Here is a 21,808-nt window from a genome sequence, read left to right as displayed (position 1 = left end):
GCGCGCCACCCGCCCGTGATGATGCTGTTCTGCTGGGATTCGGTCATCGACAAGAAGACCTATGAGACCCGGATAGTCTTTCCGGCGTCGCTCAGGACCAGAATGCTGACCCCTACAGGCCTGGACTCATACGGGACCACGTGGTACGACACCCTGCTGATTGGCCTGGCCCCGGAAGGCCGTGTGCGTGTCTGGCTGCAGAACAGCGGGATTGGCGAGAACCTGCCGGTAGAGCCACAGCGGCTCACCACGCTGTCCGGTGAAAAACTGGATGCCTGTAAGGGAGTAACACAGTTTTCGCATGGTTACCGGTATACAGAAGATACGGTTGAGTTTATCAAAGGCAAAACCTACCCGTACGGACAATGGTGAGGGAAGCTGATATTACGTTCAGTAAGTCCTGCAAAGAACCCTTCGAAATACTTAACCAGATCAACTCGCCACGCTATGCTGAGCGAAGTAACAGAAGTAAGTTGTGAGGAGATGCAATGAAAATTTCCCGCCTCGGTGAAGCGCCGGACTACCGCTTCTCTCTGGCTAATGAGCGCACGTTTTTAGCGTGGATCCGCACCGCGCTGGGCTTTCTTGCCGCCGGGGTGGGGCTCGATCAGCTCGCGCCTGATTTCGCCACGCCGCTGATACGCGAGGTGCTGGCGCTGCTGCTGTGCCTGTTCGCGGGCGTGCTGGCGATTTACGGCTACCTGCGATGGCTGCGCAACGAGAAGGCAATGCGCCTGAAGCAGGATCTGCCCTACACGCGCGGGTTACTCATCATCAGCGCGATCCTGCTGGCGGTGGCGGGCGTGGTGATGGTGCTGGTGTTCTATGGCGGATAGCCGCAAAGCGCGACGCGAAGCGGACCCCGGCCTGCAGCCGGAGCGGACGTCGCTCGCCTGGCTGCGCACGCTGCTGGGGTATGGCGCGCTGATTGCCCTGGCGATTAAGCACAACTGGCACCGCACGGGGGTGCCGTTCTGGATCTCGATTGTTGTGCTGGCGCTGGTGGCGATCGTTTTATGGCGCTATACCCGCAGCCGTAACCTGATGGACGTGGCGCAGGATGATTTTGTGCAGCCGAAAGCGGTGCGGGATAAGTTCCTGATCGCCCTGGCCGTGCTGTCTCTGTCTTTACTCTTTGCGGTGACTCACCTTCAGCAAATTACGGGCTTATAAGCCCGGTGGCGGCTACGCCTTACCGGGCCTACGGTTAACGACCTTGTGCTAAATACTTCGCCATCTCGTCTTCCGGCACCATGCCGCCGCCGGTTGCCCACACCAGATGGGTAACGCTGGCATCTGACTGAACGCGTACCGGTCCGGCCATGCCCGCCAGCGCGGACGGTTCCAGCCGAATGCCTTCCTCCTGCGCCAGCCAGCCGAGCATGTCGTACATGCTCCGATCGGAAAGCGTATAGAACCCGTCCAGCAGGCGCTCCATCGCGCGGCCCACGAAGCCGGACGCGCGCCCGACCGCCAGCCCGTCCGCCGCCGTCACGTTATCAATGCCCAGATCCTGTACCGCAATCTCATCGTGAAGGCCGGTGTAGACGCCCAGCAGCATGCACGGGGAGTGCGTGGGTTCCGCGAAGAAGCAGTGGACGTTATCGCCAAAGGCCAGCTTCAGGCCAAACGCCACGCCGCCGGGGCCGCCGCCGACGCCGCAAGGCAGGTAGACGTACAGCGGGTGTTCCGCATCCACCACGCGGCCCTGCCCGGTAAACTGCGCCTTCAGCCGCTCGCCCGCCACCGCGTAGCCCAGGAACAGGGTGCGGGAATTTTCATCGTCAATGAAGAAGCAGTTCGGATCGCTTTCCGCCGCCTTGCGCCCCTGTTCCACCGCCACGCCGTAGTCCTGCTCATACTCCACGACGATGACGCCGTGGCCGCGGAGCTTCGCTTTCTTCCACTCGCGGGCGTCGGCGGACATATGCACCGTCACCTTAAAGCCGATGCGTGCGCTCATAATGCCGATGGACATCCCCAGGTTGCCGGTAGAGCCTACCGCAATGCTGTACTGGCTGAAGAAGTCCTTAAAGCGCGGCTCCAGCAGGATGCTGTAGTCATCTTCAACGCTCAGCAACCCGGCTTCCAGCGCCAGTTTCTCCGCGTGGGTCAGCACCTCGTAGATGCCGCCGCGCGCTTTAATCGAGCCGGAGATCGGCAGATGGCTGTCTTTTTTCAGCAGCAGGGTGCCGGGAATGGCTTTGCCAGATTCCTTCTCCAGCCGCGCCCGCATGGCCGGAATGGCGACCAGTTCGGATTCAATCATCCCATTCGTGGCTGCCGTCTCCGGGAAGGCCTTCGCCAGATACGGCGCGAAGCGGTTGAGGCGCGCGTGCGCGTCGTCCACGTCGGCTTTGGTCAGCCCGACGTAAGGCAATCCTTCCGCCAGCGTGGTGGTACGCGGGTTAAGCCAGGTCGTTTCTTTCAGGGCTATCAAATCCTCAATCAGAGGGAACTGTGCGGTCAGGGCCGCAGCGCGTGCGTTTGCCATTGTTCATCTCGTCGCAATCGGGTCGTGTGGGGTATTGGATAAAAAAAGAGGCATACTGACAAATGATATATATTGCGTTTCAGGTGAGCCAGATTGGATCAAACGCGGAGGAAAGGCGTGACGGATGCTCAGAATCGGCTGCTAAACGGCTGGCAGCTTTCAAAAATGTACACCTTTGAAGTGGCCGCGCGGCATGAGTCCTTCGCCCTGGCTGCGGCGGAGCTATCGCTCAGCCCCAGCGCGGTAAGTCACCGCATCAACCTGCTGGAAGAGGAGCTGGGTATTCAGCTGTTTGTCCGCTCGCACCGTAAGGTTGAGCTGACGCCGGAGGGGAAGCGCGTTTACTGGACGCTTAAATCGTCGCTGGACACCCTGAATCAGGAGATCCTGGATATTAAAAACCAGGCGCTCTCCGGTACGCTGACGATCTACTCCCGGCCGTCGATCGCTCAGTGCTGGCTGGTGCCCATGCTGGGCGACTTTACCCGCCGCTACCCGTCGATTTCACTCACCATCCTGACCGGCAATGACTACGTAAATATGCAGCGAACGGGCGTCGATCTGGCGCTCTATTTCGACGATACGCCGCCTAATCATCTTTCTCATCACTTCCTGATGGACGAGGAGATTTTGCCCGTCTGTTCACCGCAGTATGCCCGCGAGCACGATCTGCTGAAAAACCCCGATAACCTCTGCCACTGCACGCTGCTGCACGACCGTCAGGCCTGGAGTAACGATTCCGGCACGGATGAGTGGCTGAGCTGGGCGCAGCATTTTGCGGTGAATATGCCGCCATCGTCGGGCATTAGTTTCGATCGCTCAGATTTAGCGATTATTGCGGCCATCAACCACGTCGGCGTGGCGATGGGCAGAAAGCGGCTGGTGCAGAAACGGCTCGAACGGGGTGAGCTGATCGCCCCGTTTGGTGAAAAGACCCTGAAATGTCATCAGCACTACTATATTTCGACGCTTTCTGGCCGTCAGTGGCCAAAAATAGATGCCTTTATCGGCTGGCTGAGAGAACGGGCAGGTTGAAGAATTATTACGCTTTCGCTCTACACCAAATGTGAAAAAGCGTGCTAAATACAGGTAATGCTTTCGATTTATCCAGGGTAAACCGTGTTAAAGCCTTTTATTGTCTCTGCATTACTGATCTCTTCCGGCTGGGCCATTGCCGCCGAGCCGCCGCTGACGGCTGCCCGTTATGCGCAGCAGCTGGGCGTCGGGATGGATGTGGACTGGGCGCGCACCGAGCGCGGGATACGTGAATTCGACCCGCTGGAGGTCCGCGATTTTCGTGCTAAAGGCATTACCCACGTGCGCATCCGCGTGGCCGATGAGCCGACTGAAGCGCGGCTGATCCACCTGCGCAAGCTGGTGGAGGCCTGCGAACAGTATGGCGTGATCCCGATAGTTGCGTACCAGGCTGACGAATATAAAAACGACCCGAAAGCCGATAACGAGAAAGAGACCATCAACTGGTGGATTGCCGTGGCGCACTATTTCGGCCAGAGCTACCCGCTGCTGGGGTTTGATCTCATTTACGAGCCGGCCGACAAGCTTAACCACAACCTGGCATCGTTAAACCGCGTGTATGAAAAAACCATTAAGGCAATCCACGATATCGACCCGCAGCGCATGATCTTCATTGCACCACGCCTGCGCGCCGCGCCGGAGGATTTATCCAGCCTGAAGCTGCCCGCGCACAGCCAGAACTACCTGCTGGCGGAGTGGCATATTTTCCCGTGGGGGCCGCTAAAAAACAGCGGTAAATACCCGTGGACGTCCGGCACGGCGGCGGAGAAAGCGGCTATCCATAACCGCATCAATACCGCACTGCGCTGGCAGCAAAAAACCGGGCACGTTAGCTGGGTCGGGGGCTGGGGCGTAGGTGAATCAAGCCGCGTCACGCCAACCGCCTCGCAAATAGCCTTCGCCACCTTTATGGCCTGCGAGCTGCAAAAAGCGAAAATCCCGTATGCGCTTAACGCGGATTTCCAGTTTTACGACGGGGAAGAGGGAGCCTGGCGGCCTGCGCCGGAGCCGCTTTTGCAGGCGATGATGGCGCCCGTTTGTGAAAAGCCCGGCGAGAAGCCGGGCCATCATGCCGTTAAACCGGCTGCTCGTGATGCGGAACGCGCGACGCCAGCGGCAGCCAGCACAGTAAAATCAGCAGCCCCATCAGCGTCATCAGCAAACCCAAACTAGCCTGCCCGGTTTGCGGCATCATCGCCGAGAGCCATGCCAGCGCGCCGGAGCCGATATTCTGCAAACCGCCCACCAGCGCGCCCGCCGTGCCCGCGAGGAACGGGAACGGCTCCATCGCGCCGCTGGTCGCCAGCGGGAACAGCATCCCCGCGCCGAAGAAGAAGAGCGCCGCCGGGATGAGCAGCGTCCAGACGGTCATCACGCAGAACAGCCCCGGGATCCACATCATCAGCCCTGCCAGCAGGCAGCTGATCACCGACTGCCACATCAGCGTGGAGAAACGCTTGTTCTGACGTCCGGCGAACCACGCGCCGAAGAACGCCGCCGGGATCGGCAGAATAAACAGAATGCTCACTACCATACTGCTCAGGCCAAGCCCTGCGCCCAGCAGCACGCCGGAGCAGGCTTCGAACACCGCAATGCCCGCCAGGCCGCCGATCAGCATCAGCAGATAGCAGGTAAAAGAACCGTTGCCGAACAGCGTTTTATAACTGGCGATAAGCTTCGTGCGCGGGGCGTCCACTGGGCGCGTTTCCGGCATCCAGCGCGCCATGCTGAAGGTGACAATCACGCACAGCACCAGCAGGAATGCGTAGCAGGCGCGCCAGGACCACATTGTGTCCAGCAGGCCGCCAATCAGCGGCGCCAGCAGCGGGCTGACCAGAATCCCCATGTTCAACAGGCTATTGGCGTGACGAAGCTGGGTGCCCTGGTACATATCGCGCGGTAAGGTTCGCGCCATCACCCCGCCGACGCCGGTCCCGACGCCCTGCAGCGCGCTGGCGGCAATCAGTACGGTCAGGTTATGGGTGGTCATCGCAATGACCGTCGCCACCATGAATATGCTCATGCCGATCAGGATCACCGGGCGACGCCCGACGCGGTCGGACAGCGGGCCGTAGAAAAGTTGCGAGACGCCGTAGGTCAGCAGGTAGGCGGCCATTACGCTCTGCACCGCGCCCTCGCGGACGTTTAGTTCCTTTGCCATGTCGGCGATCGCCGGAATGTAGATGGTTTGCGCCATCTGACCGACGGCCACCAGTAACACCAGCATCAACAATAAGTTAACGTTCCTTTGTTTTTTCATGTCGCTGAATACTTTTGCCAAAAGAGAAAAATGAAGAATAAGTGACTGCGCATTCCCATAAATGCGCGAGGAATCTACCACAGTAAAATGACAATTTAATCATTGTGGTGGTGAATGGATGAACGATGAAAGGCAGGATTTGTAAACAAAAACGGCAACTAATGTTGCCAGTGATTTACGCGAGGCGCAGGAGAATAGCTCCGCCGGCAATACCCAGCGCCGCCGCAATGCGCAGGCCCGCAACCTTCTCTTTTAAAATCACAAAGGCGATCAGCGCCCCGAAAAGAATCGAGGTTTCACGCAGCGCCGCGACTACCGCCAGCGGTGCCTGCGTCATTGCCCAAAGCGCCAGACCATAAGAGCCCATGGTGCCAACCCCGCCGAGCAGCCCCTTTTTCCAGTGCAAACGCAGGTAGCTGGAGGCTTCGCGTCGACGCGCCACCATCGCCCAGCCGAGCAGGCAGAAGCCGTTCATAAAGAAGGTCCACAGCGTGTAGCCCAGGGCAGTATCCGACAGCCGCACGCCGGTGCCGTCCACCAGCGTATAGCCCGCGATAAAACAGGCGTTCAGCAGCGCCAGCCAGATCCCTTTGCGCGACTGCATGCGCCCGTTCATCGCCATCGCCAGAATCGACAGGCAAATGACCCCGATGCCGGACCAGGCGAGCCAGGAGAGGCTATCGCCGAGCGCCAGTACGCTGATCAGCGCCACCAGCAGCGGCGCGGTGCCGCGCATCAGCGGGTAGGTCTGACTCATATCGGAAACCTGATAGGTCTTCGCCACCAGCACGGTATACACCACCTGTAGCGCGCAGGAGACGATCAAAAACGGCCAGCTTGCGGCAGAAGGCTGTGGAGAGAAGGGAAGCAGCACTAGGGCAATCAGCGTGGCGGAGCCGCTGACGCTAATCGCGGAATAGAGCTTATCCGTTCCGGCCTTAACGATGGCGTTCCAGCTGGCATGCAGCAGGGCGGCAAAAAGCAAAATGCAGAATACGGTGATGGTCATGGCGTATCGGGTGGTGAATTGTCACTCAACTGTAACATTCACGCCCTGATGCTGCCAGCCGGTTACACCGCACAAAAAAGGCGGTGCGTCACCCGCGGTTCGTCCGAGACCAGCGTAAAACCCGCCCGGCGGTAAAACCCATACGCGCTGTCCGGCGCGTGGGTATTCAAGAAATCAAACCAGATGCTGGCATCGGCCATCACCACGGTTAAAAGCTGTTTGCCAATACCCAGCCCGCGACACTTCTCGCTGACGTAGAGATGGCGAATACGCCCGGCGCGCGGCTGCTGGCTGAAGGGATCGCGGTTGAGGCCGCATACGCCCACCAGCCTGCCGTTCAGAAACGCCCCCAGCAGCTTTTCTCCCGGCGCGTTAAATCGGTTTTCACCCCGCTGCCAGCTCTCTTCCAGCCTGCGCAGCATATTGAAATTCAATGCGATACTTTCCGCCTTCAGGGCGATATACCCCGGCTCCTCGGGCGTAACAGGCTCAATTAACAGACGCGACATAGCATTCCCTCGTTATTAAAGAGGGGCGGTTGCCCGCCCCTCTCAGGTGCGACTTGAACCTGAATTACCGAAGGAATTTCAGGACAGCATCAAGCAGTTGCAGTACAGCAACAATGAGTTTGAGGATAAGTATCACCATATCCACGATGCTCATACGCGTCTCCTTTTGGTAAAAAGGAGCACGATGCTGGCGTACCTTTCCGCCGCCTGTTGCCAGCACCTGGATTGACGTAACACAGTGTGCTCACTTCAGGGGGGTTAAGGCACTGACGGCACCACCCGTTTCAGCCAGGACTTCGTTGCGCCGGTAGAACTGCGGCCCCCTCGCTCACTGCGAACACCCTCAGTATAGATAAATACTGTATGTATGAACAGTATTTTTTGGACAAAAATCGAAGGGTGATTCATACTCAAAAACGTCAAAATCCGTGCCGGAATTGCGCGTTCGTCCTCGATCGCGTATACTTTTTGCGTTGACGTAACACAGTGTGTTCTGCGGCGACCAACCGCAAAACCCTGATAAAAACCTCGCTTAGGCGGGGTTTTTTGTTTTTGGTGTGCGCATGAAAGATGCCTGTTGACTTATTGGCAATGGATGTCATCATTGCCATAATGGCAACGGACGCGGCAGGCATGTAGTATGCATTTAATCTCTATGAAAGCTATTTTGGATGCGGTAACCCAGTTTCCGCAGCACAAGGAAGAGCTCCTTTTTTTGGGTCGCACCATCGAAAAGAGCCATTGCCCAACACCTGCTGCGCTGAAAAAACTGTTTCCGACGCTGGATTACTTTAAGTATCTGGATAAGCATTATGTTATTGATATTGCAAACAACAATATCAGAGTAGTGGCTCTCATATTTTTTGAAAGCCAAAAGTTTTATGTGCGCCATGTTTTTACTCATAAGGAATATGACCGTTTTACGGAGAAACATCGCACTAAGGGGAAGAAATGATGATCGTCGCTGATGCAATGAAAGCTACGCATGCCCTCGTTGCGGCCGTTCCATTACTGGGTGAACAGCCGAGTGAGAAAGATTATAAGGATGCGCTTGAGCTGGTTGAGTATCTGCTCATGAATGAGCCCGATAGCCCCTTGCTGGATATTGTGTGCGCCAGAATCAGTCGTTACGAAGCCAATCGTCCAGAAATAGTCGCATTACGCAAGGAGATGGAGTCAGTTCCCGTCGGTATTGCGGTTTTAAGAACCTTGATGGATCAGTATAACCTGACGATATCGGATTTTCAGGATGAAATTGGCAGTAAATCAATGGTTTCACGGGTTCTGAATGGTCAGAGACAGCTTACTCTGAACCATATTAAAAAGCTGGCGGCCAGATTTGGGGTGTCACCTGCGCTGTTTATTGAGTGAGTTAAAACTCGTTTTTGAGTGTTACCATTCAACAAACGAAACGTGATCCCTGACGCATTTTTGCGCAGATGAAAATTTTTCCATTGTCACGCCCGAAAACCTGTGTTTGTATAAATTCAATCAATGATTCCAAACACAGGTCCCCAATGACTTCATCCATTTTCACTTCGACCCTACTAAAAACTGCGCAACCAGCCGCAGTGGTCGTCGTGCGTGTGGTGGTGGTCGTCGGCAATGCGCCGTAGGGACTGGATCAACACACGAATCCAAAACCCCGCCGGCGCAAACCGGGCGGGGTTTTTCGTTTAGGACCCTCCCCGGAAAGTCGGCCCAGAAGAAAAGGACTGGAGCATGGCAAGTTCGGGCACAACATCCACCAAGACGCGTTTTACCGGCGCGCAGCTGATCGTTCATTTGCTGGAACGACAGGGCATCACCATCGTAGCGGGCATCCCGGGCGGCACGGTGCTGCCGCTGTACGACGCGTTAAGCCAAAGCACAAAAATCCGCCACGTGCTGGCGCGCCACGAGCAGGGTGCGGGCTTTATCGCGCAGGGCATGGCGCGTACCCAGGGCAAACCGGCGGTCTGTATGGCCTGCAGCGGTCCCGGCGCAACCAACCTGGTGACCGCCATTGCCGACGCGCGCCTCGACTCCATTCCGCTGATCTGCATTACCGGCCAGGTGCCGTCCTCAATGATCGGCACCGATGCGTTCCAGGAAGTGGATACCTACGGCATCTCTATCCCCATCACCAAACATAACTATTTAGTTCGCGATATCAGCGAGCTTCCTCAGGTTATCAGCGATGCGTTCCGCATTGCGCAGTCCGGCCGCCCCGGCCCGGTGTGGATAGACATTCCTAAGGATGTCCAAACCGCAGAGATCGAGATTGACGCGCTGCCGGAGCCGGGCGACCGAGCCCCCGCGCCGGAATTCAGCGCGGAGAGCGTGCGCGACGCCGCAGCGATGATTAATGCCGCCAAACGCCCGGTGCTCTATCTGGGCGGTGGGGCGATCAACGCCGCGGATGAAGTTCGCCAGTTCGCTGAAAAAGCCAGCCTGCCCACCACCATGACCCTGATGGCGCTCGGCATGCTGCCCAAAGCGCACCCGCTCTCTCTCGGCATGCTGGGCATGCACGGCGCGCGCAGCACCAACTACATCCTGCAAGAAGCGGATTTGCTGATTGTAATGGGCGCGCGTTTTGATGACCGGGCGATTGGCAAAACCGAGCAGTTCTGCCCGAACGCCAAAATCATTCACGTGGACATCGACCGCGCCGAGCTGGGTAAAATCAAGCAGCCGCACGTGGCGATTCAGGGCGACGTGGCGGAAGTGCTGGCGAAGCTGATCCCGCAGACGGACGCGACCGATCGCGGCGACTGGCGTCAGCTGGTGGCCGATCTGCAGCGCGAGTTCCCGGGCGCTATCCCAACCGAAGGCGACCCGCTGAGCCACTATGGTCTTATCAACGCCGTGGCTGCCTGCGTGGACGACAGCGCGATTATTACCACCGACGTGGGCCAGCACCAGATGTGGACCGCCCAGGCCTACCCGCTGAACCGTCCGCGCCAGTGGCTGACCTCCGGCGGCCTCGGCACCATGGGCTTTGGCCTGCCCGCAGCCGTGGGCGCGGCGCTGGCTAACCCGGACCGCAAGGTCATTTGCTTCTCCGGCGACGGCAGCCTGATGATGAACATTCAGGAAATGGCGACCGCAGCCGAAAACCAGTTAGACGTGAAAATCATCCTGATGAACAACGAGGCGCTGGGGCTGGTGCACCAGCAGCAGAGCCTGTTCTACAAGCAGGGGGTGTTTGCGGCGACCTATCCGGGGATGATTAACTTTATGCAGATTGCCGCCGGTTTTGGCCTGCATACCTGCGATCTGAACGCGGAAGAGGATGCCCACGCGGCGCTGCAGGCGGTGATTTCGCGTCCCGGCCCGGCGCTGATCCACGTGCGTATCGACCCTGAACAAAAAGTGTATCCGATGGTGCCGCCGGGTGCGGCAAATACTGAGATGGTGGGAGAATAAGCCATGCAGAAACAACATGATAACGTCATCCTGGAACTCACCGTCCGCAACCATCCCGGCGTCATGACCCACGTCTGCGGGCTGTTTGCCCGCCGGGCGTTTAACGTGGAAGGGATCCTCTGTCTGCCGATTCAGGGCAGCGAACACAGCCGCATCTGGCTACTGGTGAACGACGACCAGCGTCTGGAGCAGATGATGGCGCAGATCGACAAGCTGGAAGATGTCACCAACGTGGCGCGCAACCAGTCCGATCCCACCATGTTTAACAAAATTGCGGTGTTTTTCGAGTAGATCGCTTAAGGTAAGCGCCTTTGTTGGCCTACGAACTTTGCCCTTTGTAGGCCGGATAAGCGCAGCGCCATCCGGCGCTTTCAGACCGCAGGAACGCACATGATTACCATCGCCCTTATCGACGACCACCTTATCGTCCGCTCCGGATTTGCCCAGCTTTTGAGCCTCGAACCCGATTTTCAGGTGGTGGCCGAGTTTGGCTCCGGCCGCGAGGCGCTGGCGGGCCTGCCGGGGCGTGGGGTGCAGGTCTGTATCTGCGATATCTCGATGCCGGATCTCTCCGGTCTGGAGCTGCTAAGCCAGCTGCCGAAAGGCATGGCGACGATCATGCTGTCGGTTCACGACAGCCCGGCGCTGGTGGAACAGGCGTTAAACGCCGGCGCGCGCGGGTTTCTCTCCAAGCGCTGCAGCCCGGACGAGCTGATCGCCGCCGTGCGCACCGTCGCAACAGGCGGCTGCTATCTGACGCCGGATATCGCCATCAAGCTGGCGGCCGGGCGTCAGGATCCGCTCACCAAACGCGAGCGCCAGGTTGCGGAAAAGCTCGCGCAGGGGATGGCGGTGAAAGAGATTGCCGCCGAACTGGGGCTGTCGCCCAAAACCGTTCACGTTCATCGCGCTAACCTGATGGAAAAACTCGGCGTCAGTAACGACGTCGAGCTGGCGCGCCGTATGTTCGACAGCTGGCAATGAGTCACGCTTTTTCACGGCTGATCGCCGTCGTCGCCAGCTTTTTTATCTTCTCCGCCGCCTGGTTCTGTCTGTGGAGCATCAGCCTGCACCTGGTGGAGCGCCCCGAGCTGGCGGTGCTGTTGTTTCCCTTCGGGCTGCGTCTGGGGTTAATGCTCCAGTGTCCGCGCGGCTACTGGCCCGTTTTGCTGGGGGCCGAGTGGCTGATGCTGGTCTGGCTGGCGCAGGAAGTGGCTCTCGCGCACCTGCCCTTATTGATGACCGGAAGCCTGCTCACGCTTCTCCCGGTTGCCCTCATTTCGCGCTACCGCCACCAGCGCGACTGGCGCACCCTGCTGCGCCAGGGAGCAGCGCTGATCGCCGCCGCGCTGCTGCAGTCCCTGCCGTGGGTCGGCGAGAAGGAGATGCTCAACGCCCTGCTGCTGACCCTCACCGGCGGCCTGACGCTCGCCCCGACCTGCCTCGTGATCTGGCACTATCTCACCAGCACCGTCTGGCAGCCGCTCGGTCCCGCGCTGGTCTCTCAACCGGTGAACTGGCGCGCCCGACACCTTATCTGGTATCTGCTGCTGTTTGTGGTAAGCCTCTGGCTGCAGCTTGGCCTTCCCGCTGAGCTTTCACGCTTCACGCCGTTTTGCCTGGCGCTGCCGATTATCGCCCTGGCCTGGCACTACGGCTGGCAGGGGGCACTGATCGCCACGCTGATGAACGCCATCGCGCTGATTGCCAGCCAGACCTGGCACGACCATCCCGTTGATCTGCTGCTCTCCCTGCTGGCCCAGAGCCTGACCGGGCTGCTGCTCGGGGCGGGCATTCAGCGCCTGCGCGAGCTGAACCAGTCTCTGCAAACCGAGCTGGCGCGCAACCGCCGTCTGGCGGAGCGACTGCTGGAGACCGAAGAGAGCGTGCGGCAGGAGGTCGCCCGCGAGCTGCACGACGATATCGGCCAGACCATCACCGCTATCCGCACCCAGGCGGGCATTGTCCAGCGTCTGGCGGCGGAAAACGCGGGCGTGAAGCAGGGCGGGGCGCATATCGAACAGCTTTCGCTTGGCGTGTACGACTCGGTGCGCCGCCTGCTCGGCAGGCTGCGCCCGCGCCAGCTGGACGATCTGTCGCTGGAGCAGGCGGTGCGCTCCCTGATGCGCGAGATGGAGCTGGAAAGCCGCGGCATCGTCAGCCATCTCGACTGGCGTATTGATGAACGGGCGCTGAGCGAAGGCCAGCGCGTAACGCTGTTTCGCGTCTGTCAGGAAGGGCTGAACAATATCGTCAAGCACGCCAGCGCCAGCGCGGTCACGATCCAGGGCTGGCAGCAGGACGACAGCCTGAAGCTGGTCATTGAAGACGACGGCTGCGGCCTGCCGCCGGGCTCCGGCCAGCAGGGCTTTGGCCTGGCGGGCATGCGCGAGCGCGTGAAGGCGCTGGGCGGCACGCTGAACCTCTCCTGCACCCACGGGACGCGCGTCAGCGTCAGCCTGCCGTTAAGGAGCCACCATGTTTAAAACCCCCGCGAACGCCGCGCCGATTGGCGATAAAGCGGAAATCGACGCTCGCTACCGCTACTGGCGTCGCCATATCCTGATGACCATCTGGCTCGGCTACGCGCTGTTCTACTTCACCCGCAAAAGCTTCAACGCCGCCGCCCCGGAAATCCTCGCCAGCGGCGTGATGACGCGCACCGATATCGGCCTGCTGGCGACGCTGTTTTACATCACCTACGGCCTGTCGAAGTTCTTCTCCGGCATCGTCAGCGACCGCTCCAACGCGCGCTATTTTATGGGGGCAGGGCTGATCGCCACCGGCGTGGTGAATATCCTGTTTGGTTTCTCCACCTCGCTGTGGGCCTTTGCCCTGCTGTGGGCGCTGAACGCCTTTTTCCAGGGCTGGGGCGCGCCGGTCTGCGCCCGCCTGCTCACCGCCTGGTACTCGCGCAACGAGCGCGGCGGCTGGTGGGCAATCTGGAACACCGCGCATAACGTCGGCGGGGCGCTGATCCCGATGGTGGTGGGCGCCGCGGCGCTGCACTACGGCTGGCGCGCGGGAATGATGATTGCGGGTGGTCTGGCGATAATTGCCGGGCTGTTCCTCTGCTGGCGCCTGCGCGACAGGCCGCAAACCGTCGGCCTGCCCGCGGTGGGCGACTGGCGGCACGACGAGATGGAGATCGCCCAGCAGCAGGAAGGCGCGGGGCTGACCCGCAGGGAGATCCTCACCAAATACGTACTCAAAAACCCGTACATCTGGCTGCTGTCGCTCTGCTACGTGCTGGTCTACATAGTGCGCGCGGCCATCAACGACTGGGGCAACCTGTACATGTCCGAGACGCTCGGCGTGGACCTGGTCACCGCCAACTCGGCGGTGACGATGTTCGAGCTGGGCGGATTTATCGGCGCGCTGGTGGCAGGATGGGGCTCGGATAAGCTTTTTAACGGCAACCGCGGCCCGATGAACCTGATTTTTGCCGCCGGGATACTGCTCTCCGTCGGCTCGCTGTGGCTGATGCCGTTCGCCAGCTACGTGATGCAGGCGGCGTGCTTCTTCACCACCGGCTTCTTCGTGTTTGGTCCGCAGATGCTGATCGGCATGGCGGCGGCGGAGTGCTCGCATAAAGAGGCGGCGGGCGCGGCGACGGGGTTTGTCGGGCTGTTTGCCTATCTTGGAGCATCCCTCTCCGGCTGGCCGCTGGCGCGGGTGATCGACATCTGGCACTGGAGCGGATTCTTCGCGGTGATCGCCATCGCGGCGGGGATCTCCGCCCTGCTGCTGCTGCCATTTCTGCATGCGCAGGCCCCGCGCGAGGCCAGCGTGATGTGATGCGCTTCACCTTTTCACCCCGAGTGGCGCAAAACTAGGAAATTTTCCCGGTTTTACCCGGACGCTGTCTCAGGCATCTCTCCCGGCTGGTTTTTACAATGCTGCAAAAATCAGCTCAGGAGTAAACCAACCATGCTGGCCTTCTTAAACCAGGTGCGCAAGCCGACCCTGGATCTGCCGCTCGACGTGCGGCGCAAGATGTGGTTCAAACCGTTCATGCAGTCCTATCTGGTGGTCTTCATCGGCTACCTGACCATGTACCTGATCCGCAAAAACTTTAACATCGCGCAGAACGACATGATCTCAACCTACGGGCTGAGCATGACGCAGCTGGGGATGATTGGCCTGGGCTTCTCCATCACCTACGGCGTGGGGAAAACCGTCGTTTCCTACTATGCGGACGGTAAAAATACCAAGCAGTTCCTGCCGTTTATGCTGATCCTCTCCGCCATCTGTATGCTCGGCTTCAGCGCCAGCATGGGCGCGGGCTCCGTCAGCCTGTTCCTGATGATCGCCTTCTACGCCCTGAGCGGTTTCTTCCAGAGTACCGGCGGGTCGTGCAGCTACTCCACCATCACCAAATGGACCCCGCGCCGCAAGCGTGGTTCCTACCTCGGCATGTGGAACATCTCCCACAACCTCGGCGGGGCGGGTGCGGCTGGCGTGGCGCTGTTCGGCGCAAATTACCTGTTCGACGGTCACGTGATCGGCATGTTTATCTTCCCGTCGATTATCGCCCTGATTGTCGGCTTTGTCGGCCTGCGCTACGGCAGCGACTCCCCGGAATCTTACGGCCTCGGCAAAGCCGAAGAGCTGTTCGGCGAGGAGATCAGCGAAGAGGATAAAGAGACCGAAGAAAACGAGATGACCAAATGGCAGATCTTTGTTGAGTACGTGCTGAAAAACAAAGTGATCTGGCTGCTGTGCTTCTCAAACATCTTCCTTTACGTGGTGCGTATCGGCATCGACCAGTGGTCTACCGTGTATGCCTTCCAGGAGCTGAAGCTCTCTAAAGAGGTGGCGATTCAGGGCTTCACCCTGTTCGAAGTGGGCGCGCTGGTTGGCACGCTGCTGTGGGGCTGGCTCTCCGATCTCGCCAACGGCCGTCGCGCACTGGTGGCCTGCGTTGCGCTGGCGCTGATTATCGCCACCCTCGGCGTCTACCAGCACGCCAGCAACCAGTACGTTTACCTGGCGTCGCTGTTCGCGCTCGGCTTCCTGGTATTTGGCCCACAGCTGCTGATCGGCGTGGCCGCCGTTGGCTTCGTGCCGAAAAAAGCGATCGGCGCGGCCGATGGAATTAAAGGCACGTTCGCCTACCTGATCGGCGACAGCTTCGCCAAGCTGGGTCTGGGGATGATCGCCGACGGCACGCCGATTTTCGGCCTCACCGGCTGGGCGGGCACCTTCGCGGCGCTGGATGCGGCAGCGATCGGCTGTATCGTCCTGATGGCGATGGTTGCGGTGCTGGAAGAACGTAAAATTCGCCGCGAAAGGCGAGTGCAGAAATTAAAAACAGCCTGAGTGTGCAGGTAACTTCTTTGCCCGACTGACCGCCGGGCTTTTTTTCCTTCCATCTATCCCACCGAAAAAAAGATCGTGTCTGATCTTTCTACTCCACCAGAAGTCGGTTGCCAGACGGTATTTTCTGAACGTTTCATAATTTAACTGCTGAATATGGTTAAAAAATGCCAGGTCAATGTCTTAAAAATAGATCGACCGGGCGTAATCATGACTTGGTCTGAACTTTTATAGCCGCGCTGGGCATACGCTGGGGCGGGCAGGCGCAGTAAAAAGAAGACCTGGAATGAAGTATTCAAGCCAACCACTCGGCAGCACAAAAACCGGTGATTGACCATTACAACTTGCACACGGAAAAAATTAACATGGCAATACCAGCTTACTTATGGCTTAAGGACGACGGTGGAACATTAATCAAAGGCGGAGTTGATGTTCAATACAGAGAATGCAGCATTGAGGTAAAAGAATTTCATCATAACCTGATGATCCCAACAGATAACGCCACCGGCAAAATAACCGGTACGCGCATGCATTCGCCTATGTTAATCATTAAAGAATTCGATTGCTCAAGCCCATACCTCTATAAAGCGGTAGCGACAGGGCAGAGCCTGGTCTCTGCTGAGATAAAATGGTATAGGATTAACTACTCAGGCCAGGAAGAAGAATATTTTACTATGCTGCTCGAAGGCGTCAGGGTCGTTTCTATCTCGCCAGCGATGTCGCCGGGCGATAACCCTAACGAAAACCATATGGAAACGGTTGAACTACGTTACGAGAAAATTACCTGGAAGCATAACGACGGGAACATCATCTTTAGCGATGCCTGGAGCGAGCGCCAGTCAGCATAAAGAACGTAAGGGGCAAGTAGCCCCTTAATCATATAACCAGCGCCCGGATTTAGCAGACTCAATAATCATTTCGAGCGTTAGCGGCTTATACTGTCGGTCTCGAAACTTTTTTCTAAGTCCAAACTGGAACCAAAACAGCTCCGGCTCAAAATAGTTGTCCATAACAAAGTTGCTGTACTCGATCCCATAGCGATTGAAAAGGTCAAGCAACATGTCCTCAAGATCTTCAGGAACGAGGTTGAAATGCTCCTGGAATGCCCACTCCTTTCGGGCGGGGTGCTTCAGTTCACTGTAGTTTTCAGTGATGTAATCTAAAAATTCTTGCTCATCAGGTAACAACATTAGAAGCATGTCCATTCGATCCGATCTTTTGGTCGGGCTATCAGGTTGTACGTGTTTCTGGTTTCCTTGGCCACAAGGGCAAATATAATGACTGCCTGTGCGTAGCCGACGAAAGGAACAACTCTTCCAACAACTGCTCCCACCTTATTTGTTTGTCTGGTTTTACCCATACCGATGATGGTCTCAACTCTCATCCCTACTGGAAAGCGTGCTCCCTTTAATATGCGACGTGCTAGTTTGGAGGCAACGCTTGTACGTGAGCCTGATGCGCCTAACACCTTACGTTTAGGTATTAAAGGCTGACCTGCAAGGATTGTTGCAGCAGTCTCTACCGTTACGCCCAGATGGTTCGCCAGTCCCTCAGCGAATATCAGCAAAAATAGCTCCTGAGGGGTTACGTTCGAATTTCCGCGATAGAAGTACGTTCCACCAGATTCCTCAATTGTATCCATAGCATCGTCCTGAATTTAGTTTAAGCAAGGTTATAACCTTGCTTAAACTAAGGGTAATGCGGAGTTAATAGTTTTTTGAAATTAAGAAAAGTGCCCGCAAATAGGATATTTATCGATTATGACGCCGTGATATCGACAGGCTGTAATGAGGATCACATCTTCCTGAATATGGCTTACCTCGATCTAAAGCCGGGGAAAACCGACGGACGAGCCGAAGGGGCTTCAGCACGGCGTTCCGCTTTCAGAATGATTTTCCACCTCTTTTCACTGCACTAATAGCGTTCTGCCCGCTGTTGACCCAGCGAGTTTCCCGCTATGATGAGCGGCTAGTCTAAGGAGAACGCATGGTCTGGATAATGCTGGCAACGCTTGCCGTGGTCTTTGTGGTGGGATTTCGCGTCCTGACCTCAGATTCCCGCCGCGCCATCAAACGTTTAAGCGAGCGGCTGGGCATCACCCCGATGCCGGTCGAGTCGATGATCGATCAGTTCGGTAAAACGCCGGGCAATGAGTTTATCCGCTACCTTGAGCGGCCGGACGAGGCGCATCTGCAAAACGCCGCGCAGGTGCTGCTCATCTGGCAAGTCTGCATTGTCGACGGCAGCGAAGAGAACCTGCACACGTGGCACCGCCTGCTGCGTAAAGCCCGCCTGGCCGCGCCCATCACCGATGCGCAGATTCGTCTGGCGCTCGGCTTTATGCGCGAGATGGAGCCCGATCCGCAGGAGCTGAATGCCTTCCAGCTACGCTACAACCAGCTCTTCCTGCCGGAAGAGGGTGTGTTTTATCTGCATTAAGGCATTTTCCCGCATAACACATTCTGAGCGTTCAGAATCTCCTCTCTATTTTCATTGAGGCGGGTGGCGGCATAGATATCTATGTTTAACCTTTTTGCCTCCGCGTCCGTGAGTTCACGGTAGCAAAGTCCTTCCTGATTAAAGGTGCATTTCGACTGAGGCAGTAGCGCAAATCCTTTCCCTCTTGCGATACGGCTTAGCATCACAAGGGTATCATCCGGCTCTTTTATCCGCTTCAGCGGCGTTTTCAGCGTCTCAAAGTAGCTTTCGCATTTGTCGTAGAATGAAGGGTTTGCACTTCTGGAAAACCAGAATATGGGTAAATCACTGATATCTTCGAGGGAGACTTTCTCTTTGAGACTTGCTGGGTGTAAAGAGGGCATTGCGATGAGTAACGGCTCCTGGCAGACCCACCGGTACTGAACAATATCTTCATGGCCTGTCCCTTTTTCCCCGGTTAGCACCAGATCCAGCATATTTTTAGACAAGCTTTGCAGCAGTTGCGCTGACGTCAGATCCGGCGTTTCGACATCATCTCCCGCGTTCATTTTTTGAAGCTGGGTGTTCACGGGTTCAATATATTCAAAATTAAGCGTCCGCGTGAGACCGATACGCAGGCTCGTTTCAGAAGAGAGAGGATCTTCTTTTAGATTACTGATGTCTTTAAGGATTTTTTCTGCCTGAACAACCAGCGCACGACCTGCTTCAGTGAGGCTAACGTCATGCGTGCTGCGGCTGAACAACTGACGTTTCAGAACCGCTTCAAGGCACTTTATCTGGCGCGTCAATGGCGGTTGAGTCATGCGTAGACGTTCGGCAGCTTTACGGAAATTCAGTTCATGTGCAACAGCAAGAAAGCATTGTAATTGTTTGATACTGGGCAGGTTATTGCTGATTAAATGTTCTGCTGTGGCCATACGTGAGTCCTGAATGCGAAAAGGTATTTAGTCTTTTTTCGATTTTGATATTACACGCTAAATGCGGGCAGCAAAACCTGTTTTAACAGTAATACAAAAAATATATTACAAATTTAACAATTCCAATTGTTTCCTGTATTGATAAATTTCTATGCGAATCCTCACTCAATCAATATTCGGAGTAATTATGTCGTCTAAATATGTACTGGTATCACGCTTCCCATTAAAAAATACTTTTTCTGAAAAAGAATTTAATTCATTAAAAAGCAATGAAAACGTTCGCTACTATTCCTGTGAAGAAAACGGCATTAATGAATTGCTGGAACTGCGCGCGTTCAATGACATTAAAGAAATTGCGTGGGTTGAGAGTGAAATGGAATCCATGTTCCATCGTTTCTCGGATGTTCTTTCTGCCGATATTCGTCGCGAATTACTTAAATTTGTTGAATCCCCGATCGATAATAAAAAGAATTTACCAGAATCAAATTATATCCAGCTTCGTCACGTTGAAGTGCCAGCGCATAACTATCAGCAGTACCGTCAGTGGCGCGATGAAACCATTTTTAATGTGGTAAGAGATAACAAAGATAAGATTGAAAGTTTCGAAGCGTTTCATTCTCTGATCAGTGGTGTTCCGGGTGTAATGTTTATCTCCTCATTCAACGGTGATAAAGCAGCATATAAAGAAGCATTTACCAATGCACGTTACCAGGAAATCATTCAGCAAGCCGGCGACAACTTTATTACTGGCGGCAATGACGGCCTTTATACGCGCATCTACCGTGCTTGCTGTTGTTGAGGAACACTGAATGAACTGTAAAAAATTGGTTGTTGTTGGCGATAAATTTAATGAATTTGCCAACGGTAAAGATGTATTGACTATATCTCAGCTTGAATTATTGACTCAGATCCCTGCGAATATTATTGATAAAGAACACGAAATTATTGTTGGTCAGGGCGTGCGCAAAGATTTTGCCGGAAAAGTAATTTCAAACCAGGCAAGAAATGCAGTTCATGGTAATAAACTTAAAATGTGCTCTCTGGAAAAACTGGTTAGCGACAAAAAAAATGCACATTGCCATAAAAAGCTAGAACAGAACGTACTTATAGGTCCTGCTGAACAGGCTGAGCATAATCCCGATCTTTATGCTATGCCTTTGTTGATCGACGAACGTTGCGAATTGATGGCGGATCACCAGACGGGCCAGCATATTCAGGGAATGCTGCTGGTTGAAGCCAGCCGACAGGCCTTTATCGGCGTCACCGAGGAATTTATTTACCAGCAGGAAAGCGGGCGCTATTACGTCATTAATAGCATGGCAATCAATTTTGCCAGTTTCCTGTTCCCTTTACCGGCGCTGGTCCACTTTGAATTTCTTGAAAAAGATATTAATGACCGCCGGGGGCGTTTCAAGGCTCAGGTTCGCGTCACGCAGCACCAAACGCTTTGCGCGACAATGGATGTGTCGTTCACCGTCTATCCTTCCGCCCTGATTACAGAGAAAGAAAAATCTCTGGCTGAGGTTGCCATGCAGGCGACCATCGTTCAGCAGCAAGGGGCGGCTCAGGGGGTAACGCATGCCTGAATCACGTAGCCAGAAATACCGTCTGGCTGCGACCACGCAGGGGCCGCTTTACCCCCCTGCGGAGGTCATGGACGGGAAGGGTAATTTTGTCGTGGTTGGCATGGTGCCCGGGGATAACGGCCTGCAGTGGCGAAGCGTCATTGTCTCACCGGACAGCGCGCTCCCGGCATTTGGGGAAATCGCACCCTATAACATTCTGTGTGATATAGAAAAAATGCCTCAGGATGCCTTGAAGGAGATCATTCTTCATACGCTCCCTTTACCCATTCCGATGAACAACTACCGGATGATTTTCGCACCGGAACAGCGGCCGCAGGCCAATAATGAAATGCGGCCGAGCGTGCCGCTTCATGACGGCTATATTGCGGATTATCGCAGCAGCGATGGAAAACGAGACATCCAGCCTGTTACCCTCGCTGCCTGGCTTGAGGCAGAGGGCATTTTTGACGTCACGTTGTCCGAAGACAAGAAGCGAGCAAGGTTCACGTTTTCGTTCCGGAGTCTTGTTCCGGATAGCGTTTATACCGTGATGAGTCTCAGGGAAAACGATTTAGCCTCTGAGGCGCCGAGCAGGCCTGGCCCGCTCGGCATACCCAACGTATTTATAACCGATAGCGAAGGTAATGCCGAATATTGGGCAGAGTTAACCGATCCTTTTCCGGCGCCGGAGAGGAAAGGAAACAGAATTATTAACGTGGTCGTACTTTATATGAGCTCGCGCCAGAGCTACGGCGGTGCAATTGGTTTTTACGGTCTTGGAGGCGATATCCATGCCCATTTAAAACTTAAAGGCCGTTCCTTCGATGAATTTACAACTATAGAGTGAGAA

27 protein-coding genes are annotated in these 21,808 nt (G+C 56.1%); 19 read left to right on the top strand and 8 right to left on the bottom strand.

The genetic code is table 11. The annotated features are described in order from the left end of the window. The 3 genes from ACMWKK_RS08675 to ACMWKK_RS08665 form a co-directional block, all read left to right on the top strand. Positions 1-372, top strand: a 372-nt coding sequence (locus ACMWKK_RS08675) for a DUF2931 family protein (protein WP_406542774.1), incomplete at its 5' end; no start/stop codon positions are given. 116 nt (positions 373-488) lie between these two features. After that, positions 489-836: a YidH family protein gene (locus ACMWKK_RS08670; protein ID WP_024907384.1), complete on the top strand. Its 348-nt coding sequence runs from the start codon at positions 489-491 to the stop codon at positions 834-836. After that, positions 826-1,173: a DUF202 domain-containing protein gene (locus tag ACMWKK_RS08665; RefSeq protein ID WP_112779995.1), complete on the top strand. Its 348-nt coding sequence runs from the start codon at positions 826-828 to the stop codon at positions 1,171-1,173. The genes ACMWKK_RS08670 and ACMWKK_RS08665 overlap by 11 nt, the downstream gene beginning before the upstream one ends. Before the next feature lie 34 nt (positions 1,174-1,207). Here the strand turns inward: ACMWKK_RS08665 and dsdA are convergent, their stop codons facing one another. After that, complete coding sequence (gene dsdA, locus ACMWKK_RS08660) at positions 1,208-2,494, bottom strand: D-serine ammonia-lyase (protein ID WP_112779996.1); 1,287 nt, start codon at positions 2,492-2,494, stop codon at positions 1,208-1,210. 117 nt (positions 2,495-2,611) lie between these two features. Between dsdA and dsdC the strand changes: the two genes are divergently transcribed. Beyond that, positions 2,612-3,529 (top strand): DNA-binding transcriptional regulator DsdC, encoded by a 918-nt coding sequence (gene dsdC, locus ACMWKK_RS08655; protein ID WP_112779997.1) that lies wholly within the window; start codon positions 2,612-2,614, stop codon positions 3,527-3,529. 84 nt (positions 3,530-3,613) lie between these two features. Continuing rightward, entirely contained in the window at positions 3,614-4,702 is a 1,089-nt protein-coding gene (locus ACMWKK_RS08650; RefSeq protein ID WP_112779998.1) for a cellulase family glycosylhydrolase, read from the top strand. Here ACMWKK_RS08650 and emrD read toward each other — a convergent pair. The 4 genes from emrD to tisB form a co-directional block, all read right to left on the bottom strand. After that, positions 4,605-5,789, bottom strand: coding sequence for a multidrug efflux MFS transporter EmrD (emrD, locus tag ACMWKK_RS08645; RefSeq protein WP_406542773.1), 1,185 nt, complete (start codon positions 5,787-5,789; stop codon positions 4,605-4,607). The genes ACMWKK_RS08650 and emrD overlap by 98 nt on opposite strands. A 175-nt stretch (positions 5,790-5,964) precedes the next feature. Continuing rightward, positions 5,965-6,798: an EamA family transporter gene (locus ACMWKK_RS08640; protein ID WP_112779999.1), complete on the bottom strand. Its 834-nt coding sequence runs from the start codon at positions 6,796-6,798 to the stop codon at positions 5,965-5,967. A gap of 62 nt (positions 6,799-6,860) precedes the next feature. After that, positions 6,861-7,307, bottom strand: coding sequence for a GNAT family N-acetyltransferase (locus ACMWKK_RS08635; RefSeq protein ID WP_112780000.1), 447 nt, complete (start codon positions 7,305-7,307; stop codon positions 6,861-6,863). 64 nt (positions 7,308-7,371) lie between these two features. Beyond that, complete coding sequence (tisB, locus tag ACMWKK_RS08630; RefSeq protein ID WP_072049957.1) at positions 7,372-7,461, bottom strand: type I toxin-antitoxin system toxin TisB; 90 nt, start codon at positions 7,459-7,461, stop codon at positions 7,372-7,374. A gap of 486 nt (positions 7,462-7,947) precedes the next feature. On the opposite strand from tisB, the gene ACMWKK_RS08625 reads away from it, so the two are divergent. The 10 genes from ACMWKK_RS08625 (at position 7,948) to ACMWKK_RS08580 (ending at position 16,885) form a co-directional block, all read left to right on the top strand. Beyond that, positions 7,948-8,262: a type II toxin-antitoxin system HigB family toxin gene (locus tag ACMWKK_RS08625; RefSeq protein ID WP_112780002.1), complete on the top strand. Its 315-nt coding sequence runs from the start codon at positions 7,948-7,950 to the stop codon at positions 8,260-8,262. Beyond that, a complete protein-coding gene (locus ACMWKK_RS08620) occupies positions 8,259-8,678 on the top strand; it encodes a helix-turn-helix domain-containing protein (RefSeq protein WP_139156876.1) in 420 nt (139 codons plus the stop codon). Before ACMWKK_RS08625 ends, ACMWKK_RS08620 begins: the two co-directional genes overlap by 4 nt. A 146-nt stretch (positions 8,679-8,824) precedes the next feature. Continuing rightward, complete coding sequence (gene ivbL / locus ACMWKK_RS08615) at positions 8,825-8,923, top strand: ilvB operon leader peptide IvbL (protein ID WP_057979964.1); 99 nt, start codon at positions 8,825-8,827, stop codon at positions 8,921-8,923. 106 nt (positions 8,924-9,029) lie between these two features. Further along, positions 9,030-10,718 (top strand): acetolactate synthase large subunit, encoded by a 1,689-nt coding sequence (gene ilvB / locus ACMWKK_RS08610; RefSeq protein WP_112780003.1) that lies wholly within the window; start codon positions 9,030-9,032, stop codon positions 10,716-10,718. A 3-nt stretch (positions 10,719-10,721) separates the two neighbouring features. Then, complete coding sequence (ilvN, locus tag ACMWKK_RS08605; protein ID WP_008500144.1) at positions 10,722-11,009, top strand: acetolactate synthase small subunit; 288 nt, start codon at positions 10,722-10,724, stop codon at positions 11,007-11,009. 99 nt (positions 11,010-11,108) lie between these two features. Further along, positions 11,109-11,702: a transcriptional regulator UhpA gene (gene uhpA / locus ACMWKK_RS08600; RefSeq protein ID WP_112780004.1), complete on the top strand. Its 594-nt coding sequence runs from the start codon at positions 11,109-11,111 to the stop codon at positions 11,700-11,702. Next, positions 11,699-13,204: a signal transduction histidine-protein kinase/phosphatase UhpB gene (gene uhpB / locus ACMWKK_RS08595; protein ID WP_045328658.1), complete on the top strand. Its 1,506-nt coding sequence runs from the start codon at positions 11,699-11,701 to the stop codon at positions 13,202-13,204. The genes uhpA and uhpB overlap by 4 nt, the downstream gene beginning before the upstream one ends. Then, positions 13,197-14,516 (top strand): MFS transporter, encoded by a 1,320-nt coding sequence (locus ACMWKK_RS08590; protein WP_112780005.1) that lies wholly within the window; start codon positions 13,197-13,199, stop codon positions 14,514-14,516. Before uhpB ends, ACMWKK_RS08590 begins: the two co-directional genes overlap by 8 nt. A 132-nt stretch (positions 14,517-14,648) precedes the next feature. After that, the gene (gene uhpT, locus ACMWKK_RS08585; RefSeq protein WP_112780006.1) at positions 14,649-16,040 is read left to right on the top strand and encodes a hexose-6-phosphate:phosphate antiporter; all 1,392 of its coding nucleotides are present in this window, start codon (positions 14,649-14,651) and stop codon (positions 16,038-16,040) included. Positions 16,041-16,402: 362 nt separating this feature from the next. Continuing rightward, on the top strand, positions 16,403-16,885 hold the full coding sequence (locus ACMWKK_RS08580; RefSeq protein WP_112780007.1) for an Hcp family type VI secretion system effector: 483 nt from the start codon (positions 16,403-16,405) through the stop codon (positions 16,883-16,885). 24 nt (positions 16,886-16,909) lie between these two features. Here ACMWKK_RS08580 and ACMWKK_RS08575 read toward each other — a convergent pair whose 3' ends face one another. Next, a complete protein-coding gene (locus tag ACMWKK_RS08575) occupies positions 16,910-17,227 on the bottom strand; it encodes a DUF1493 family protein (RefSeq protein WP_112780008.1) in 318 nt (105 codons plus the stop codon). After that, positions 17,227-17,679 (bottom strand): STM2901 family protein, encoded by a 453-nt coding sequence (locus ACMWKK_RS08570; RefSeq protein WP_112780009.1) that lies wholly within the window; start codon positions 17,677-17,679, stop codon positions 17,227-17,229. Before ACMWKK_RS08570 ends, ACMWKK_RS08575 begins: the two co-directional genes overlap by 1 nt. A 344-nt stretch (positions 17,680-18,023) precedes the next feature. On the opposite strand from ACMWKK_RS08570, the gene ACMWKK_RS08565 reads away from it, so the two are divergent. Continuing rightward, positions 18,024-18,476, top strand: a complete 453-nt coding sequence (locus ACMWKK_RS08565) for a DUF1198 domain-containing protein (protein WP_008500140.1) — start codon at positions 18,024-18,026, stop codon at positions 18,474-18,476. Here the strand turns inward: ACMWKK_RS08565 and ACMWKK_RS08560 are convergent. Beyond that, entirely contained in the window at positions 18,473-19,393 is a 921-nt protein-coding gene (locus ACMWKK_RS08560; RefSeq protein ID WP_045328652.1) for a LysR family transcriptional regulator, read from the bottom strand. The two genes, ACMWKK_RS08565 and ACMWKK_RS08560, sit on opposite strands and share 4 nt — an antisense overlap. Before the next feature lie 187 nt (positions 19,394-19,580). Here ACMWKK_RS08560 and ACMWKK_RS08555 point away from each other — a divergent pair, with 187 nt between their 5' ends. The 3 genes from ACMWKK_RS08555 to ACMWKK_RS08545 are packed head-to-tail and all read left to right on the top strand — an operon-like array spanning position 19,581 to position 21,805. After that, positions 19,581-20,192 (top strand): hypothetical protein, encoded by a 612-nt coding sequence (locus tag ACMWKK_RS08555; protein WP_045328650.1) that lies wholly within the window; start codon positions 19,581-19,583, stop codon positions 20,190-20,192. Positions 20,193-20,202: 10 nt separating this feature from the next. Continuing rightward, positions 20,203-20,979 carry an AfsA-related hotdog domain-containing protein gene (locus ACMWKK_RS08550; RefSeq protein ID WP_045328648.1) on the top strand — a complete coding sequence of 259 codons (777 nt, stop codon included), beginning with the start codon at positions 20,203-20,205 and terminating at the stop codon, positions 20,977-20,979. Next, on the top strand, positions 20,972-21,805 hold the full coding sequence (locus ACMWKK_RS08545; RefSeq protein ID WP_045328646.1) for a hypothetical protein: 834 nt from the start codon (positions 20,972-20,974) through the stop codon (positions 21,803-21,805). Before ACMWKK_RS08550 ends, ACMWKK_RS08545 begins: the two co-directional genes overlap by 8 nt. Positions 21,806-21,808 lie beyond the last annotated feature (3 nt).

It is taken from the genome of Enterobacter sp. 01-M-03-SI-ECC (assembly GCF_047530215.1).
Classification (GTDB): Bacteria; Pseudomonadota; Gammaproteobacteria; order Enterobacterales; family Enterobacteriaceae; genus Enterobacter; species Enterobacter chengduensis.
The sequence above is the reverse complement of the archived record's forward strand: the minus strand, read 5'-3'. Positions and strand labels throughout refer to the sequence as shown.